Origin of the sequence: Acinetobacter sp. YH12226, assembly GCF_013417805.1 — a bacterium.
In the GTDB taxonomy this organism is placed as follows: domain Bacteria; phylum Pseudomonadota; class Gammaproteobacteria; order Pseudomonadales; family Moraxellaceae; genus Acinetobacter.
Genome location: NZ_VPDG01000002.1, coordinates 259,784 through 277,002, shown reverse-complemented (window position 1 = coordinate 277,002; position 17,219 = coordinate 259,784). Strand labels below are relative to the sequence as shown.

Here is a 17,219-nt window from a genome sequence, read left to right as displayed (position 1 = left end):
TCGATCTGGGAAAGGACCTTTTTTTATTTTTAAGCGCACAAAAAAGGAGATCATTTCGATCTCCTTTTTTTCACACCACCATCACTTATGCAATGGGTGGCGTATAAGTACCGTCAGCGATTGAATCTTTGATACGATCCGCTTCTGCAAGCACTAATGCCAGCAAGTTCTTCACGTTATCAAGCGTTGCAACCGGGCTTAAAGTAGTCATTTTCAGAGACTGAACCTGACCGACTTTCGTCACACCAATGTTCGCTTCACCACGCGCAAACAGTTCGTCTGCTACGTTTTGATTGAGCGTATCGAGTAATTCAACCGGATATCCCGCTGGAACCACACGGAACAAGACAGACGCGAATTGAGGCTCAAGCAGAAGCTCCAGACCATCAGTCGCTTTAATGTAGTCTGCCACATCACGGGTTAATTTCACGCCATGATCGATCATCGAACCATAAAGCTCTTCGCCCAGTGCTTCAACTGTCATCCACAATTTCAATGCATCAAAACGACGCGTGGTTTGTAGCGACTTAGACACCAGATTCGGAACGCCGTGTTCTTCATCATAAGCGGAGTTCAGATACTCTGCTTCATAATGCATGAAACGGTAATTCGCTTCATCTTTCAGCAGGAACGCGCCACAAGAAATGGTTTGGAAATAATGCTTATGGAAATCAAGCGTGATCGAATCCGACAGCTCAATCCCGTCCAGCATAGAACGATAGTCATTGGATAGAATCAGTGCACCACCCCATGCCGCATCGATGTGCATCCACGCGCCATATTTATTGGTGATTTCACGAATTGCTTTCAATGGATCAATCGCACCAGCATCCGTTGTACCCGCTGTTGCCACCACACATGCCACGATCTTGCCTTCAGACTGAAGATGCGCCATGGTTTTTTCCAGCGCGTCTACGTCCATCTGTGCATTTTCATTCACAGGTACAGTCACGACAGACTGGAAGCCCATGCCCATCATCGCCATGTTCTTTTGCACAGAGAAATGTGCATTTTCAGAACAGATGACTTTGACATTACGCATCGCATCCGCAGGAATACCATCGCGCTGAACCGACCACGGATTACCGTTTTCGTCTTTCCAGTTTTTCGCGATGCAAGCATCACGCGCCAGCAATACGCCCATCAAGTTAGACTGTGTACCACCAGAAGTGAATACACCGGCCTGACCTGCACCATAGCCCACTTTTTGACGTAACCAGTCAATCAGCTGAACTTCCATCAACGAACCGGCCGGGCTTTGATCCCATGAGTCCATTGACTGGTTGGTTGCGTTAATCAGCACTTCCGCGATCTGGCTAGTTACCATCGTTGGACAGTGAAGATGCGCAAGTGAGTGCGGATGATGAACTTTTAAGCTCTTGTTGAGAAATAGCTCAACCATACGCTCAAGAGATTTTTCTACACCCAAGCCTTCTTTTGAAGGGTTAAATGCAATCGCACTGCGCAGCTCGTTAATGCTGCCACCAGTGTACATTTTGTCGTTTTGCAACCATGCCGCAACCGCTTTGGTCGCTTGGTCCATGCCAGCCTGATAGTCAGCAATGGATGCAGCATCATTGCAGAGTAACGCTTTACGATGTTCTGCGAAATCTACCATGAATTATGCGCCTCGAACTGCAACTAGTGCTTCAGCAACCGATTTTTTGAAACGAGCAATCACTTCAACACATTCGTCTTGAGTAATGATCAACGGGCAAAGTAAACGAATCACTGTACCGTTACGACCACCTTTCTCAAGCAATAATTTATTGTTGAAACAAGCGGTTTGGATCGCTGCAGCCAACTGACCATCAGCAGGTAAAGAACCCATATGATCCGCATCTTTGCGCTCATCTACGATTTCAACGCCGATCATCAGACCACGGCCACGCACGTTACCGATACACGGGAATTCAGTAGCCAGTTTTTTAAGTTCAGCTTGCAGGAAATCACCACGCTCTTGTGCATTTTGAGCCAGGTTCTGTTCTTTAATGGTATTGATCGTTGCAAGACCTGTACCCATCGCCAATTGGTTACCACGGAAAGTACCGGTATGACCTGCTGGCTGCCAAGCATCAAACTTACGTTTAATACCAAGTACGGCAAGCGGTAAGCTACCACCTACGGCTTTAGACATCACTACAACATCAGGTTCAATCCCTGCATGTTCGAATGCAAACATTTTGCCTGAACGTGCAAAACCAGCCTGAACTTCATCAAGAATCAATACGATGTTGTGTTTTTCAGTCACTTCACGGATTTTTTGCAACCATTTTACTGGCGCCGTTACCACACCGCCTTCACCTTGAATCGCTTCAAGAATTACAGCTGCAGGTTTGGTCACGCCGCTTTCTACATCTTCAATGAAGTTTTCAAAGAAATAAGTTAAAGCATCAACACCGGCTTCACCACCAAGACCCAATGGGCAACGGTATTCATGCGGATACGGCATGAACTGTACACCCGGCATCAAACCGTTCACTGCATTTTTCGCAGATAGGTTACCTGTCATTGCCAATGCACCGTGGGTCATACCGTGGTAGCCGCCAGAAAAGCTGATCACTGAGCTACGACCAGTAAAGGTTTTTGCCAGTTTAATCGCGGCTTCGGTTGCATCTGCACCCGATGGACCACAGAACTGCAAGCAGTATTCTTCTTGGCCACCTGGAAGATAAGAAAGAAGTGCTTCAGTAAAAGCATCTTTTAAAGGAGTAGTAAGATCCAACGTATGCAATGGTAAACCGCTTGCAATCGTATCTTGGATACTTTGAATGACTGCAGGATGATTATGGCCTAAAGCCAACGTCCCTGCCCCAGCTAAACAATCAAGGTACTCAGTACCTTCAACATCGGTAACCCAGCAACCTTGTGCTTTCGCTATCGCTAACGGTAATTTACGTGGATAACTACGCACATTCGATTCCATCTGACTTTGGCGAGTCAAGTAGTATTCGTTTGTGGAATTGGTGGCAGGGTTTACAGAAGTAACGCTCATATCGAATTACCATCTCTGATATGGGTGAAAGAAATAAGTCTGGTGACGTTTGGTCCTTTGACTCGGCGCTTTATAAAGGTTCTAGCTAGCAGTTTTGTATTCGAATAACTAGGAGGCGGATGATACCGAATTTTTCAGGAAAATAAACAACTTTCAGTCACATTTTGTCCTAATCTTTATCGAAAAAAAACATCATGCTAATCCATCCCCTAAATCATCATCTTACAGTGTGACAGCAGAAAGAAAAGCGTGTTCTTTTATGGTTTTTTGTAGCGCAGGCGGCATTCAGGTAATCAATCTTAAAATTATTCATTAAGTATTTAATTATTAATAATAAATATAAATTAAATAATAAGATAAAATTAAAGAAAATTTAACACTCTTACGACAAATATTTCGTAAAAAGATCACAATTGAGATTTAATATTTTAACAACGGCTTAGATGGCCAATTTTAAGAAAAACAGGACAATTTCATGCGTCTCTTAGCACTTACCAGTTTGATCCTTGCCAGCACCCTCGCCACAGGCGCATTTGCAGCTCCTGCTGAATCTCTGAATTATAATGTTGTTAATCTTTCAGCAGAGGCTAGCCGTGAAATCTCAAATGATGAAATGCATGCTGTGCTTTATATTGAAAAATCCAACAAACAGCCGGCTGAACTAGCCACTCAAATTAACCAGCTGATGAATCAGGCGATCGCCACAGCACGCAAATATCCTACTGTGAAAATCGAGACGGGCGCACAAAGCACTTATCCTATTTATGACAATGACAACCGTAAATTGAAAGAATGGCGTGGTCGTGCCCAGATTCGTCTGGAATCGAAAGATTTTAAAGCAACGTCTCAACTGATTGCCGAATTACAACAGCACTTCCAGACCCAGTCGATTAACTTTAAAGTATCAGATGAAAAGCGTAAAAAAGTTGAAAGCGAGCTGATGATTGAAGCCACCAAAAACTTCCAGCAACGCGCACAGGCACTCACCCAGACCTGGAACAAACCGAGTTATCAACTGGTGAACTTAAACCTGAATACTAACAATTATTCACCACAGCCAGTACCGCGTATGGCCATGATGAAATCTGCATCGGCTGATATGGCGGTTCCTGAGCAGGAAGTTGCGGCGGGTGAATCGCAAATGACGGTCAGCGCGAATGGGGCTATTCAGTTTAAATAAGACTTCATTATATTATTCGGACTTTTAAGAACCACTCTTTTGAGTGGTTTTTTATCATGTGAATATTCTTTAAAAAGCGAGGCTACAAATTCATACAAACTCAGGTAGGAATTGAGGTTTGACCGGTTTAGAGTAACGGACATTTATTCCAGTCTTCTCTGCTCATGTCTCTTGATCAACTAAACCTTTCCCTGTTTCATGTTCTCAATGTACCTGATCAAGCCTCGATCTGGATAATCAACTATGCCTCCCTGATTGCGCATGACCTGGTTTATCTTTTTTTGCTGATTTTTGCTATTGCCTGGTTCCGTGGTAGTTACCAAGTAAAAACAGGGATTATTAAAGCCTTCATCTTTACAGCTATTACATTATTGATGAGTGAAGTATTGTCTGCGGTACTCAATACCCCACGCCCGTTTGTGATGGATGTTGGTCGCACTCTGATTGAACATGCACCGACTGGTTCTTTTCCCAGCAACCATATGAGTATTTTTAGTGGGATTGCCTTCGCCTATTATTTTTCACCGCAGCGAGACTTGGGACGAATTCTAATCTGGACAGCTTGGCTGGTAGCGTGGTCGCGTGTTTATGTCGGTGTGCATTTTCCAATTGATATGCTGGGCGCATTCCTGATGGCAATAATAGTAAATTTAGCTGGCTTGCCGCTGTGGTGGAAATATGAGAATCAAATCATAAACTTTATTTTGGGTATTCATTATTGGTTATTTTCGCCTTTAATTCGAATGGGCTGGATTAAATAAATCTAATTAAAATGCCATAAAAAATCCCGCTCGAGAGCGGGACTTTTGAATCTCTAAACTTGAATCTGAATAATTTAGTAAATCGCCATATGATTGCGATGAATCATCTCTAAAGAACGTGCTTCACCCAAAACCTGATGAACTTTATCCGATGCCAGACCACGAACGATATCTGCTGAACGAGAACTAAAGTTGACACGACCAACTGCAATACGGTGACCTTGTGTATCGACACATTCCACCACATCACCGCGTTCGAAATGACCCTCAACCGCTTTCACCCCTACAGGCAATAAACTGCGATGATTGTCTTTAATGGCTTTTACTGCACCATCATCAATCACTAAACGACCTGCGGTTTGCAAGTGAGCAGCCAACCATTGCTGATGCGCTGTCATCCGGTCTTTGTCAGTGACAAACAAGGTACCTAACAATTCGCCAGACATTAGACGTGATAGAACACCATCACTATCACCACTTGCAATTAAGGTCGGACAGCCCGACTTTGCCGCCAGACGGGCTGCACGAACTTTGGTCAGCATGCCACCACGACCAAATTTACCGCCTCCACCGGCCATATCAAACAGACTTTCATCCATCGCACGTACGGTATGGAACAGTTTGGCATCTGGATTAGACCGTGGGTCTGAGTCAAACATCCCTTCCTGATCCGTTAAGATAATCAGAAGGTCTGCATGAACCTGACCTGCGACCATGGCCGCAAGCGTGTCGTTGTCACCAAAGCGAATTTCGTCAGTCGAAACCGTGTCATTTTCATTGATCACCGGAATCACGCGCCAATCAATCAGGTTCTGCAAGGCATCACATGAGTTGAGGTAGCGACGACGATCTGCCAGATCATCATGGGTTAACAATACTTGCGCAGTTCGAATCTGATGCTTCTCAAGTACGCTTGACCAAGTATGAATCAGGCCCATCTGACCGATGGCAGCACAAGCCTGAAGACTGGGTAGATCGGTGGGTCGATTCTCAAGTTTCATTCGAACCATACCTTCAGCCACAGCACCGGAAGACACCAGAATAATCTCGTGTCCTGCATTGTGTAGATCTGCGATTTGTCCCGCCCAATGCGAGATAGCATCTAAATCTAAACCTTGTCCGTTTGCTGTGAGTAAAGATGATCCGATTTTAACAACGATTCGTTTACAACCCTTGAGCTGACGTTGCCCATCTACCACTTCTATCATCTTGTCCTCAGACTCTTCTCTCAGAGATTAGCGTACGTAGTACACTTCCACATCACTATCATCATCGCCATCTTCATCATCTTCGTCATCACCCAGAATACCGGCAAGACGTTGCTGACGACGCATCTCACGATACGCTTCTTTTGCAGCGATGGTTTGTTCACGTGTTTCAGCTTCAAGCTGATCACGGAATGCTTTCATTTCTGCTGCATATTCTTGATCTTCAGCTTCGCGTTCACGTTGCTCTTCGATCTGATCCATCAGGTAGTAAACTACGTCTTTGGTGCCTTCAGCAGTTAAGCCAGAAGTTTCAAAAACCGGGCCTTCCCACTGCAATTCTTCAAGAATATGGGTACACCATTCTTCACGTGTTTCTTCAGCCAACTGATCGACTTTGTTCAGTACCAATACGATCGGCAGTTTTGAAAGCGTTGGGGAGAAGTTTTCTAACTCTTTCATAATTGCTTTGGCATTATGTGCCGGATCTGAGCCATCAATCGGTTGTACGTCAACGATATGCAACAAGATACGGGTACGCGCCAAGTGCTTCAGGAAGCGAATCCCAAGACCTGCACCTTCAGATGCACCTTCGATCAGGCCGGGAATATCCGCCATCACGAATGAACGGTGACTGTCAGCATCGACCACACCCAGGTTTGGCACCATGGTAGTAAATGGATAATCTGCAACTTTTGGTTTTGCAGCCGATACTGCACGAATGAAGGTTGATTTACCCGCATTTGGCATACCCAGCAAGCCGACATCTGCCAGAACTTTAAGTTCTAGACGGATTTCACGGAATTCGCCTTTTTGACCATGCGTACACTTACGTGGTGAACGGTTGGTCGATGATTTAAAGTGGGTATTACCTAAACCACCATCACCGCCTGCTGCCACTTTCACGCGTTGACCGTCTTCGATCAAGTCGCCAATAATGTCACCAGACTCAACATCTACAATTGTTGTTCCTACCGGAACTTTTAGTACGGTATCTTCACCGCCACGACCAGCACAGTTCGCCCCACGGCCATTTTTTGCTCGTTCTGCACGATATTTACGTGTATAACGATAATCAACTAGCGTACTGGTGTCGTCGTCAGCCTGAATATAAATGCTGCCGCCACGACCACCATCACCACCATCTGGACCACCAAATGGCACGAATTTTTCACGGCGAAAACTGGCTACGCCATTGCCACCGTCGCCAGCCTCTACGGTAATGACTGCTTCATCAACAAAGCGCATATTGCCAATCCTCTAAAAACTTTAAAACCCCATATTCTGCCATATTTTAAAGAATTTCTCGAATAGAATTATGCAGCAATCCCATAAATCTTAGTTAGTCGTTTTCTCACCAAGTTTATTTGATCTATTCAAGGCATAGATTTGGAAAAAGAATACTTAAAAGATTGAAAAGAAGTGATAGGAAATGAAGCGTTTTTGCCCTAGTACCATTCCCTATTCTGGAAATTCTTTTTGTGAATTTCTTGATGATTTTTAAAATAATTTATAGAGGAGTAAATTTTCAAAAACCCTATTCACAAGAAAATATTCTTATGCGGATACCTTTTAAAATCTATATTTTATATCAACTAAGATAAGTCCAAATTTTTTATTTTCATAAACACTGCATTCCTGCCATTTAATAATAACTATTTAATAACACTTTGTTTATGCTCTAAAATATCTGGCAGGCTTTTTTCAATCCAGCCAATTAAATACATTATTTTTTCAGCCGCTTGTGAACCGGTAATCGTCAATTGATATTCCACTTTTGGCGGCACCACCGGATAAACCGTTCTCAAAATAAAACCATCCTGTTCAAGCATTTTTAAAGTCTGGGAGAGCATTTTTTCACTTACCCCCTCAATGCGTTGTTTCAGTTCACTGAAACGATGCACACCTTCACTTAAGCAACGCAAAACCAAGACCGACCATTTATTGGCAAGGTGTTCCAATATTTCACGTGATGGACATTCAGTTGATAAAACCTGCCCCAATAACGGGCTAATTGCATAATTTGTCATACTATTCTCACCATATTTTTATTACTTACTCATTTTAATATACTTACTCTTTGTAAGTTATCAGATTCATATTTCGCCAGCAAGCAGATTTATTAATTCTTATTAGATTAAAAAGTCTGCTTTAAATAAAAAAATCATAAAAAAAGAGCCTCAAATGAGGCTCTTTTTTTAGCTAAATACTAATTATGCATTAGTTTCAGCAGGAACTTTTGGATAGCTTACGCCACCCATTTGTTCAGCAATACGCAATACCTGGCAGCTATAACCCACTTCGTTATCGTACCAAACATAAGCAGTTAAACGGTTGCCTGAAGTGATCGTTGCTTGCGCGTCAAATACACCTGCAGTGCGTGAACCAATAAAGTCAGAAGATACCACTTCAGTCGAGTTGGTATAACCGATTTGACCTTGCAGGCTAGAACCGATTGAAATCTGACGAATGTATTCGTTCACTTCATCACGATCAACGTCTTGACCTAAAGTCAGGTTCAGAATCGCAAGAGATACGTTTGGTGTAGGTACACGTACAGAGTTACCTGTCAATTTACCTTGAAGAGCTGGAAGCGCTTTCGCTACTGCTTTCGCTGCACCAGTTTCAGTAATAACCATGTTCAATGTTGCAGCACGACCACGACGGTCAGCTTTATGGTAGTTGTCGATCAGGTTCTGGTCGTTCGTGAACGAGTGAACTGTTTCAACATGACCATTCAACACCGTGTATTTGTCATGTAATACTTTCAGTGTAGGTGTAATAGCGTTAGTCGTACAGCTTGCAGCAGAGATGATGGTATCTTCATCAAGGATATCCGCTTGGTTTACACCGTAAACTACGTTCTTCATGTCACCTTTACCAGGTGCAGTCAGAATCACACGAGCAGCGCCCGGGCATTTAAGGTGTTGAGCAAGACCTTCAGCATCACGCCATTTACCTGTGTTGTCGATCACAAGTGCATTGTTGATACCGTATGCAGTGTAGTCTACTTCAGAAGGATTAGAAGCATAAATCACTTTGATGAAGTTACCATTGGCAATGATTGCTTCGTTTTCTTCATCTACAGAAATTGTGCCTGCAAATGGACCGTGAATAGAGTCACGACGAAGTAAAGAAGCACGTTTTTCCAAATCACCATCCGATGATTTACGAACAACGATTGCTTTTAGGCTAAGACCACGACCCAGACCTGATTGACCAATCATCAAACGCGCCAAGATACGACCAATACGGCCGAAACCATAAAGAACCACATCTTTATGTTCTACAGCAGCAGCATTGCCTTTGATCGATTTAACAGCGTCCGCAACAAATGCATCGATGTCGCCGCCTTTTTCTTTAAATTCAACAGCAAGTTTACCCAGATCAACTTCAGCAGAACCGATGTTTTCAACTTTCACCAATGCTTCAAGAATTGGGAAAGTATCAACTACAGAAAGTTCAACATCCAGTACGCGAGTACGGCGGTGTGCTTTCAAAATCTGAATTACAGAACGGTTAATTAAAGAGCGACCATAAACTGTAGCTACAATATTTTTTTCACGATATAACTGGCCAACAAGGGCAATCATACGTTCCGCAAGTTCTTCACGGTTTTTCCAGCGACCTTGGTGTTCTGCATGGAGGGCAACAATAGTGTCTTTGCTCACAGATACGTCCTCTAATTAATTGTAAATCTAAGCATAAATTTCTAAACCCGACAATTGTAATGGAATTGGCCGCAAGTTTGAATCAAAAGCTCGTTAAGACGGGTAGTTTTTAACGTATATTCACTATAAATTTCAAAAATAGTTGTAATTAGCTGAATGATTTTGCATCCGAAAACTCTAAAGAGCACTATTTTTCAGTACCTGGCACAAATTTGTTAAATGTTGTTTATTCAAACAAATCTAAAGTTCAAAATTTAGCGTCCCACCCTGTTCAGACTGGATTCTACTCCCTGCTGAAAAATTCATGTCCAGACTCATGGAGGCATTGAAGTTTTCTACATCAAAATCATCATAAGTTTCGGGCAAATGAATGAGCAAAGGTAAACGGGTCAGGCCATTGTCCCCAGAGGGAAAAGCATAGTGGCGATCAACCTGCTGTAAATGCTGCAAACTTTCAAATTCCAGAAATACGCTACAGTTTTCATGTGTTCTTGGCACCTGAATAATTTCCAGAAACATACTACGCTTTAACTGCTGCAATTGATTGAGCGCGGTATCAATCGCCTCATCGAAATTATTTTTACGCCACAACTTTTTAAATACGGATTTTTTCTCTTCATCCACTTTTTGCCGCTGCAGTGTATTAATATATTTTTTCAGATCCCGGTATTGCTGTACATTTTCAGAAATCGTATTTTGAATATCCAGAACAGCCTGCTGTGAACGCTGATGCATGACTTGCCATTCATTACGGTGGGTAGGAATAAAGGTTTCCGCTTTACGCTTTTCCAGTAAACGGATAAAAGCCAGCAGTTTATATTCAAAATTCTGGATGTACTGATTAAACATGAAACCCGGCTGGGACTTGAAATCGCGGTAATAGGCCAGAATTTCTGTAAATATTTTATGGACATGCAGATACAGATAATCAAACTCTTCAAGATGCGACAAATGATCACGAATGGCATCCCGCATCGGCAAAAGCAATTCACGCGTCATAATTTCTTCAAACTGCTTCAGGTGACGTTGTGCCACCACATCGGCATTTTTCTCTACGACTTGAATGGGCTCAACCAGTAAAGGTAATAACTTCTGTTCAGACACCTGTTCCAGTGTATTTACAATGTCGATTACATCCAAATGAATCTGACTCTGTAAAGTCACCATTCGCTGCATTTGCGATTTCAGGGTTTCTACCACCACTTCATCCATGTCATCCTGCAGCTCCAGAATCAGGATATTCAGATAAACCTGATCTTCAAGTACACCTTTTTCTTCAATCAGGAAACGACGAATAGAATACGGGTTTTGCTGCACATCCATCACCGGCGCAACGATAAATAGAAATTGCGAGGTACGGACAATATCAAAATGACGAATCTGCTGCTCTTTAATCAGGAAATAACGGAAAAGTGGATGCGTCATTTCTGCAGTCTGTTTTTTTAATAGCGGCTTATACCAATAACCCAGCAATTGCTGCTTGATAAAAACTTCAATAATGAAGCATTTAATGTGCTGTTCGGTAAGCTGACGCACCCCTTCAACCGGCTGTAAGCGAAGACCACGAATAATCTCAGCAGCATTTAATAAAAATGTACGACGCAGTTCCAGCTTTTCACGCTGCATCTGAAAATTTTCATTGACGTCAATTTTATCGATTTGTTCAAGTACGTTTTCTAAGTAGTCCGCAATTTGCAAGCTATCATTCAAACCCTGCAAACTTTTCAGTGACAGGCCAAAGGTACTGGCATAGTAACGCATCCGGTCATTGAGAAATTTTTGGCTAAGACGTTCTACCGAATGTTGAGCCTGATAGCGGTATTGATCCATTTCCCGATCCCAAAGAATTTTCTTGGGCTTTAAAATCTGAAAATCAATACTTTCTTTTAATTCTGGTGAAACTTCTGCCAGAACAGTACGAAGCTCTCGCTCCCAATTTAAATCCAGGCTCGGTTCCAGTTGTGATAAACGCGCACGTAACTGATATGGAATCGCGATCTGTGACATGTTTATCCCCTTAAGATATAGAAAACATTCTTTTAAACAAAATGGTAGACGATTTTGAAAATAATCAGGTCAATATTGTCTGACGAATATAATGCTTATGCAAACCACATTATTCATTATTTTTTCTGATTTTTTCTAGCTGTGCGGCTTTATTTGCCAGCTCATATTTTTTCAGCTGCTGCTGTTTTAAATGCAATATTCCTTCCACAACCAGTAATAAAACAGCCAACCAGATTGGGATATAGGTCAACCATTCATCTGATTCCACGCGCTCACCGAGTGCCATTGAAGCAAAAGCCAGCAGTACCGGCTCTAGATAGCTCAACAGCCCAAAGATGACAAAGGGCAAATATCGGCTGGCCAAAATATAGCTGCCTAAACCGAGCGCACTTAAAAAACCTAATCCAAGAATTGCCAAGATCAAGTGGGAATGATTCAACATGAGCGGCATGGAATCGCTATAGATAAAGCCCAAATAAAATGCCACCGGCAAAATCAGAAATAGATCCCACCAGAATCCACCAAGATGATCGGTCGCGAATTTACGCCGCATAAAAAAATAAAGTGGATAAGCTAAAGCGACATAGACCGTTTCCCATGCGATTGAACCGATCCGCCAGATTTCATGTCCTACTCCCAAAACTGCCAGAGCAAGAGCAACCATCTGGAAGGATGATAATTTTTCTTTATAAAGCACACAGCCGACCAGCACCATCACCAGAGGCAGGAGAAAATAACCGAGTGAGACTTCGAGGCCACGCCCATTGATAGGGCCCCATAAAAACAACCACAATTGTGTAGTACATAACAGCGAACTAATCAGCAACCAGATCAAAAATGAAGGCTGTCGTAATACCCGCTTAAAAATACTGCTGATATGTTTCAGATCACCCGACCACCACATGAAGGCTGTGAGGAATGGCAAGGTCGCCAGCATGCGCCAGGCAAAGGTCTGCTCACTATCTAAAGGCTGTAAAAAAGGCGTAAATACATAGAGCACTCCAAAAACCACGGAGGCCAAGACAGATAACGCGATGCCTTTATACATATTTAAACTCTACTTTCGTTCGCCGGCATTATAACGATTAGTACAATAGAAAGCTTGATGCTTCATCTATTTAAAATGTAGTCATCTCTCGATGTTAGATTGTCTTTCGACACGTAAAATAAAAAACCATGCTGTAGCATGGTTTCCATTAAGACGATATTTTTATCTTTGAGTTTGTTTGGTATGAATCACATCACTCAGGTCATAACCGACCGACTGTGCATATTGTAAATATTCATTCACCACATTTTTATCCAATTGAGGATCACGTGAGAGTATCCACATATATTTGCGTTTAGGCTCACCAACCAGAACAGTTTGATAATTTTCATCCAGTTTTAAGACCCAATAATCGCCACGAGCGACCGGAATCCAGCGAATAAAGTCTGGTAAGAAACTGACTTTTAGCTTGGTATTCTGCGGTGGATTTTGCACAAATGCCTCACCCAATGACTGGGTTTGTCCACCATCTTTTTTAATGCAGCGGTTATCCACCACAATATTGCCATTTTCATTTAAAGTATAAGTCGCTGTGACATCACGGTCACACTTGTTTTGAAAATATAAAGGTTTGCGCGCTACTTCGTACCATGTTCCCAGATAACGGTCCAGTTCAACTTTCTCAATGGTCGGTAATCGCTCCTCTTTCGCATAGGCCATGGTAGCGGCGCCCAAACCGAGAAGAACCGCACTACCCACCGCAATTTTTGCCAGCTTTAATCCAGTACGTGAAGATTTTTGAGTTGTCATAAAGATACCTATTACATGTTCACAAAATATTTATTTAAAAAAATTCTGTTCATACAATAGCTTTATCACAGCTCTCAATTTGTTACATTATGTTTGCTTTGTGATTGATTTTACGTCATTTAAATAAGATTTAATGCAACCAAAATCAATCAAACATCTGGGCTTTTAAACGTACAATTTCATCACGCATACGCGCAGCCTGCTCAAACTGCAGCTCTTTGGAAGCTTTCAACATTTCTTTTTCAAGCTTGTTAATGTGTTTCGCAAACATTTTCGGATCTGCCATGATATGCCGCTCATCGGCACTGATCGCACGTGCCTGATCCGAGGCTTTCAATTCAATTGAATCATCATCCAATACTTCACCGGTATCAATTTCCTTGATCACCTGACGCACTGCACTGCGCGGCGTAATGCCATGTTCTTCATTAAATTGAATCTGCTTGGCACGACGACGATCTGTCTCATCAATGGCTTTCTGCATCGAATCAGTGATTCGGTCTGCATACAGAATCGCCTTACCTTTCAGGTTACGCGCAGCGCGGCCAATGGTCTGAATGAGAGAGCGCTCGGAACGCAGGAAACCTTCTTTGTCCGCATCCAGAATAGCAACCAGTGACACTTCCGGCATATCCAGCCCTTCACGCAGCAGGTTAATCCCGACCAGTACATCATGCACCCCAGTACGCAGTTCATGAATGATTTTGACCCGCTCGACGGTATCGATATCCGAGTGTAAATAAGCAACCTTAATCCCATACTCTTTCAAATAAGAAGTTAAATCTTCGGCCATACGCTTAGTCAAGGTCGTAACCAGCACCCGCTCATTAATATCTTTACGTAGATTAATTTCTGAAAGCACATCATCGACCTGCGTCAGAACTGGACGAATTTCAATTTCCGGATCGATCAGACCAGTCGGACGTACCACCTGCTCGACAATCTGCTGGGACTTTTCCAGCTCGTAACGTGCGGGCGTTGCGCTGACATAAACGGTCGTCGGCACAATACGTTCCCATTCCTCAAATTTCATCGGCCGGTTATCCAGCGCGCTTGGCAAACGGAATCCGTAATTGACCAGATTTTCTTTACGCGAACGGTCGCCCTTGTACATGGCACCAATCTGCGGCACTGTCACATGCGATTCATCAATAATCAGCAAGGCATCATCAGGAATATAATCGAACAAGGTCGGTGGCGCTTCACCCGCAGGACGGCCAGATAAATGACGCGAATAGTTTTCAATGCCGTTGGTATAACCCAGTTGTTGCATCATTTCCAGATCATAGCGTGTCCGCTGTTCAATCCGCTGTGCTTCCAGCAATTTGTCATTTTCACGGAAGAACACCAGGCGCTCTTTGAGTTCGTCCCGGATGGTTTCAATCGCGCGGGATAAATTGTCTTTCGGCGTAACATAATGGCTTTTAGGATAAATAGTGACGCGAGGCACTTTACGAACCATTTTCCCGGTCAGCGGATCAAACCAGCGAATGGAGTCAACTTCATCATCAAACAGTTCAATCCGGATCGCATCCTGATCCGATTCTGCCGGGAAAATATCAATAATTTCGCCGCGAATACGATAAGTACCACGCAGAAATTCCAGTTCGTTACGCGAATACTGCATCTCGACCAGACGGCGAATAATATCATCACGGCCAATGCGGTCACCCTCCACCACATGCAGCAACATGCTCATATAGGCATTTGGATCACCCAAACCATAAATCGCAGATACCGATGCGACAATAATCGCATCACGTCGCTCTAGGAGTGAACGGGTTGCAGAAAGGCGCATCTGGTCAATATGGTCATTAATTGCAGCATCTTTCTCGATAAAAGTATCTGAAGATGGCACATAGGCTTCCGGCTGATAATAATCATAATAACTGACAAAATATTCGACGGCATTATTGGGGAAAAATGCTTTAAATTCGCCGTAGAGCTGCGCAGCCAAAGTTTTGTTATGTGCCATGACAATGGTCGGACGCTGTGTCTGTGCAATGACATTGGCCATAGTATAGGTTTTACCAGACCCAGTAACCCCCAGTAAAAGCTGATCATGAAAACCCTGTTCAATGCCTTTGACAAGTTTTTCAATGGCCTGTGGCTGATCGCCTGCTGGTTGATAACTGGTCACTAATTCAAAGGGTTTTTTATCACTCATAGCTTTCGCTGACTTCGCTGCGGATATAGATTTGATTTATTATGAGGGTAAATTGGAATTACTCAATCCCTGCTTAGGTTTCTGTTTGGTAAAATAAAACAATATTAGTATTCATTATTTGTTAGCGCTTGACTCATTCTCTAGTTTGAAAAATCATCAATAAAATATACAGTTACAAAGCGAATAAATACAGAAAAAACCAAGCATTTTCAGCCAGCAGCTTTATTTGTGCATACTCGGCATCATGTTTTGCCTTATGGGTGAAATATTACTCTCTCTGTTTGGATATCGCTGCAGAATAATGCCTTGACCCCTATGCATTTCACGGGCAACATGAAGATCAGGATGGCCTAGAATCGACAATTATGACTTACCACTATCACGATGAAAGTATTGTTAAATCCCTTCCGGAAAATACGGTTTTTGTTTTTGGCAGCAACTTGGCTGGACAACACGGTGGTGGAGCAGCCAGAACGGCACTTGAGCATTTTGGTGCAGTCATGGGCGTGGGTCGTGGCTGGGCGGGTCAGAGCTATGCCATTCCCACCATGAACGAGCATTTGCAACAAATGCCGCTCTCACAAATCCAGCACTATATTGATGACTTTAAGATTTACACCAAAAATCATCCTAAAAATAAATATTTTATTACTTCCTTGGGTTGTGGGATCGCAGGTTATAAGGTCGAGGAAATTGCACCGATGTTTAAAGGCATCTCACGCAATGTCATTTTCCCGCAATCTTTCCGTCCATTTGTCGAAAAGCCCCTGCCAAAATTAAGCGCAAATTTCTTACACACCATATTCCGCGATTCCGTGATTTTAACTCCGGCCAGCGATGAATTGATTGAAGAACTGCCTTTGACCGAAAATGAAAAAAGCCTGGCGAGAATTATTTTAAATACCCAGATCTATCCGACCGACAGCAATGGGCGGGAACGTGTCTTTGAAATTGAAGATATCCTGCACAATCTGAATACCAAGCTAGTCGATTTTCAGAGCCATTCAGAAGGTAACATGTTATTTGGAGGCGTGATTTTAGCGCTACTGGAACTTTATAATATTAACGAGAAAGATTTTATTGATGTCTGGCAAGGTGAGCGAAAAATTGCGCCACCGAAACCGGAAAATAAAGCGCGTAAAAGCATTCGTTAGTGCTATCAAAATATCTTTCAAAAAAAGCCAAGGTTTGAATTGGCTTTTTTTATGGGCGGCTAAAATATCGAATATAAAATCAATCAGGTCTGGATTTTATTTTGATGGGTATTTACAGAGCTTAAATATTTCGTTTGCTTTATTAAGAATAAAATTGAAAGAGATTTGGCTAAATCAGAGTTCTAATTTCTCTTTAGTTGAAAGATAAATCAAATATTGATCGCTAACTCCCTAAAAAATTCTACAAAAAAAGCCATGATTTATCATAGTTTTTTGAGTCT

13 protein-coding genes are annotated in these 17,219 nt (G+C 42.6%); 3 read left to right on the top strand and 10 right to left on the bottom strand.

Annotated features, from left to right (window positions below):
• Positions 1–85: 85 nt before the first annotated feature.
• Positions 86–1,618, bottom strand: coding sequence for an aspartate aminotransferase family protein (locus FTV08_RS03495; protein ID WP_004279709.1), 1,533 nt, complete (start codon positions 1,616–1,618; stop codon positions 86–88).
• Between the two features lie 3 nt (positions 1,619–1,621).
• Entirely contained in the window at positions 1,622–2,995 is a 1,374-nt protein-coding gene (locus FTV08_RS03490) for a diaminobutyrate--2-oxoglutarate transaminase (protein WP_004646522.1), read from the bottom strand.
• Between the two features lie 475 nt (positions 2,996–3,470).
• Here FTV08_RS03490 and FTV08_RS03485 point away from each other — a divergent pair, with 475 nt between their 5' ends.
• Together FTV08_RS03485 and FTV08_RS03480 are read left to right on the top strand one after the other, a co-directional pair.
• Positions 3,471–4,175 (top strand): SIMPL domain-containing protein, encoded by a 705-nt coding sequence (locus FTV08_RS03485; RefSeq protein WP_004646521.1) that lies wholly within the window; start codon positions 3,471–3,473, stop codon positions 4,173–4,175.
• Between the two features lie 164 nt (positions 4,176–4,339).
• Positions 4,340–4,936, top strand: a complete 597-nt coding sequence (locus FTV08_RS03480) for a phosphatase PAP2 family protein (RefSeq protein WP_180086680.1) — start codon at positions 4,340–4,342, stop codon at positions 4,934–4,936.
• Between the two features lie 74 nt (positions 4,937–5,010).
• On the opposite strand, the gene proB is transcribed toward FTV08_RS03480, so the two are convergent.
• From proB to uvrB, 8 genes are all read right to left on the bottom strand, one after another.
• Positions 5,011–6,144 (bottom strand): glutamate 5-kinase, encoded by a 1,134-nt coding sequence (proB, locus tag FTV08_RS03475; RefSeq protein WP_004279682.1) that lies wholly within the window; start codon positions 6,142–6,144, stop codon positions 5,011–5,013.
• 27 nt (positions 6,145–6,171) lie between these two features.
• Positions 6,172–7,389, bottom strand: coding sequence for an Obg family GTPase CgtA (gene cgtA / locus FTV08_RS03470; protein ID WP_004646519.1), 1,218 nt, complete (start codon positions 7,387–7,389; stop codon positions 6,172–6,174).
• A 407-nt stretch (positions 7,390–7,796) separates the two neighbouring features.
• The gene (locus tag FTV08_RS03465; RefSeq protein WP_071851909.1) at positions 7,797–8,171 is read right to left on the bottom strand and encodes a helix-turn-helix domain-containing protein; all 375 of its coding nucleotides are present in this window, start codon (positions 8,169–8,171) and stop codon (positions 7,797–7,799) included.
• A gap of 183 nt (positions 8,172–8,354) precedes the next feature.
• On the bottom strand, positions 8,355–9,812 hold the full coding sequence (locus FTV08_RS03460; protein ID WP_071851907.1) for a glyceraldehyde-3-phosphate dehydrogenase: 1,458 nt from the start codon (positions 9,810–9,812) through the stop codon (positions 8,355–8,357).
• A gap of 240 nt (positions 9,813–10,052) precedes the next feature.
• Positions 10,053–11,819 carry a hypothetical protein gene (locus tag FTV08_RS03455; RefSeq protein ID WP_071851905.1) on the bottom strand — a complete coding sequence of 589 codons (1,767 nt, stop codon included), beginning with the start codon at positions 11,817–11,819 and terminating at the stop codon, positions 10,053–10,055.
• 109 nt (positions 11,820–11,928) lie between these two features.
• Entirely contained in the window at positions 11,929–12,867 is a 939-nt protein-coding gene (gene rarD, locus FTV08_RS03450; protein ID WP_086043983.1) for an EamA family transporter RarD, read from the bottom strand.
• Positions 12,868–13,029: 162 nt separating this feature from the next.
• Entirely contained in the window at positions 13,030–13,617 is a 588-nt protein-coding gene (locus FTV08_RS03445; RefSeq protein WP_180086679.1) for a lipocalin family protein, read from the bottom strand.
• A 145-nt stretch (positions 13,618–13,762) separates the two neighbouring features.
• The gene (uvrB, locus tag FTV08_RS03440; protein ID WP_086043985.1) at positions 13,763–15,784 is read right to left on the bottom strand and encodes an excinuclease ABC subunit UvrB; all 2,022 of its coding nucleotides are present in this window, start codon (positions 15,782–15,784) and stop codon (positions 13,763–13,765) included.
• Between the two features lie 365 nt (positions 15,785–16,149).
• On the opposite strand from uvrB, the gene FTV08_RS03435 reads away from it, so the two are divergent.
• Positions 16,150–16,938 carry a hypothetical protein gene (locus FTV08_RS03435; protein WP_180086678.1) on the top strand — a complete coding sequence of 263 codons (789 nt, stop codon included), beginning with the start codon at positions 16,150–16,152 and terminating at the stop codon, positions 16,936–16,938.
• Positions 16,939–17,219: the final 281 nt, after the last annotated feature.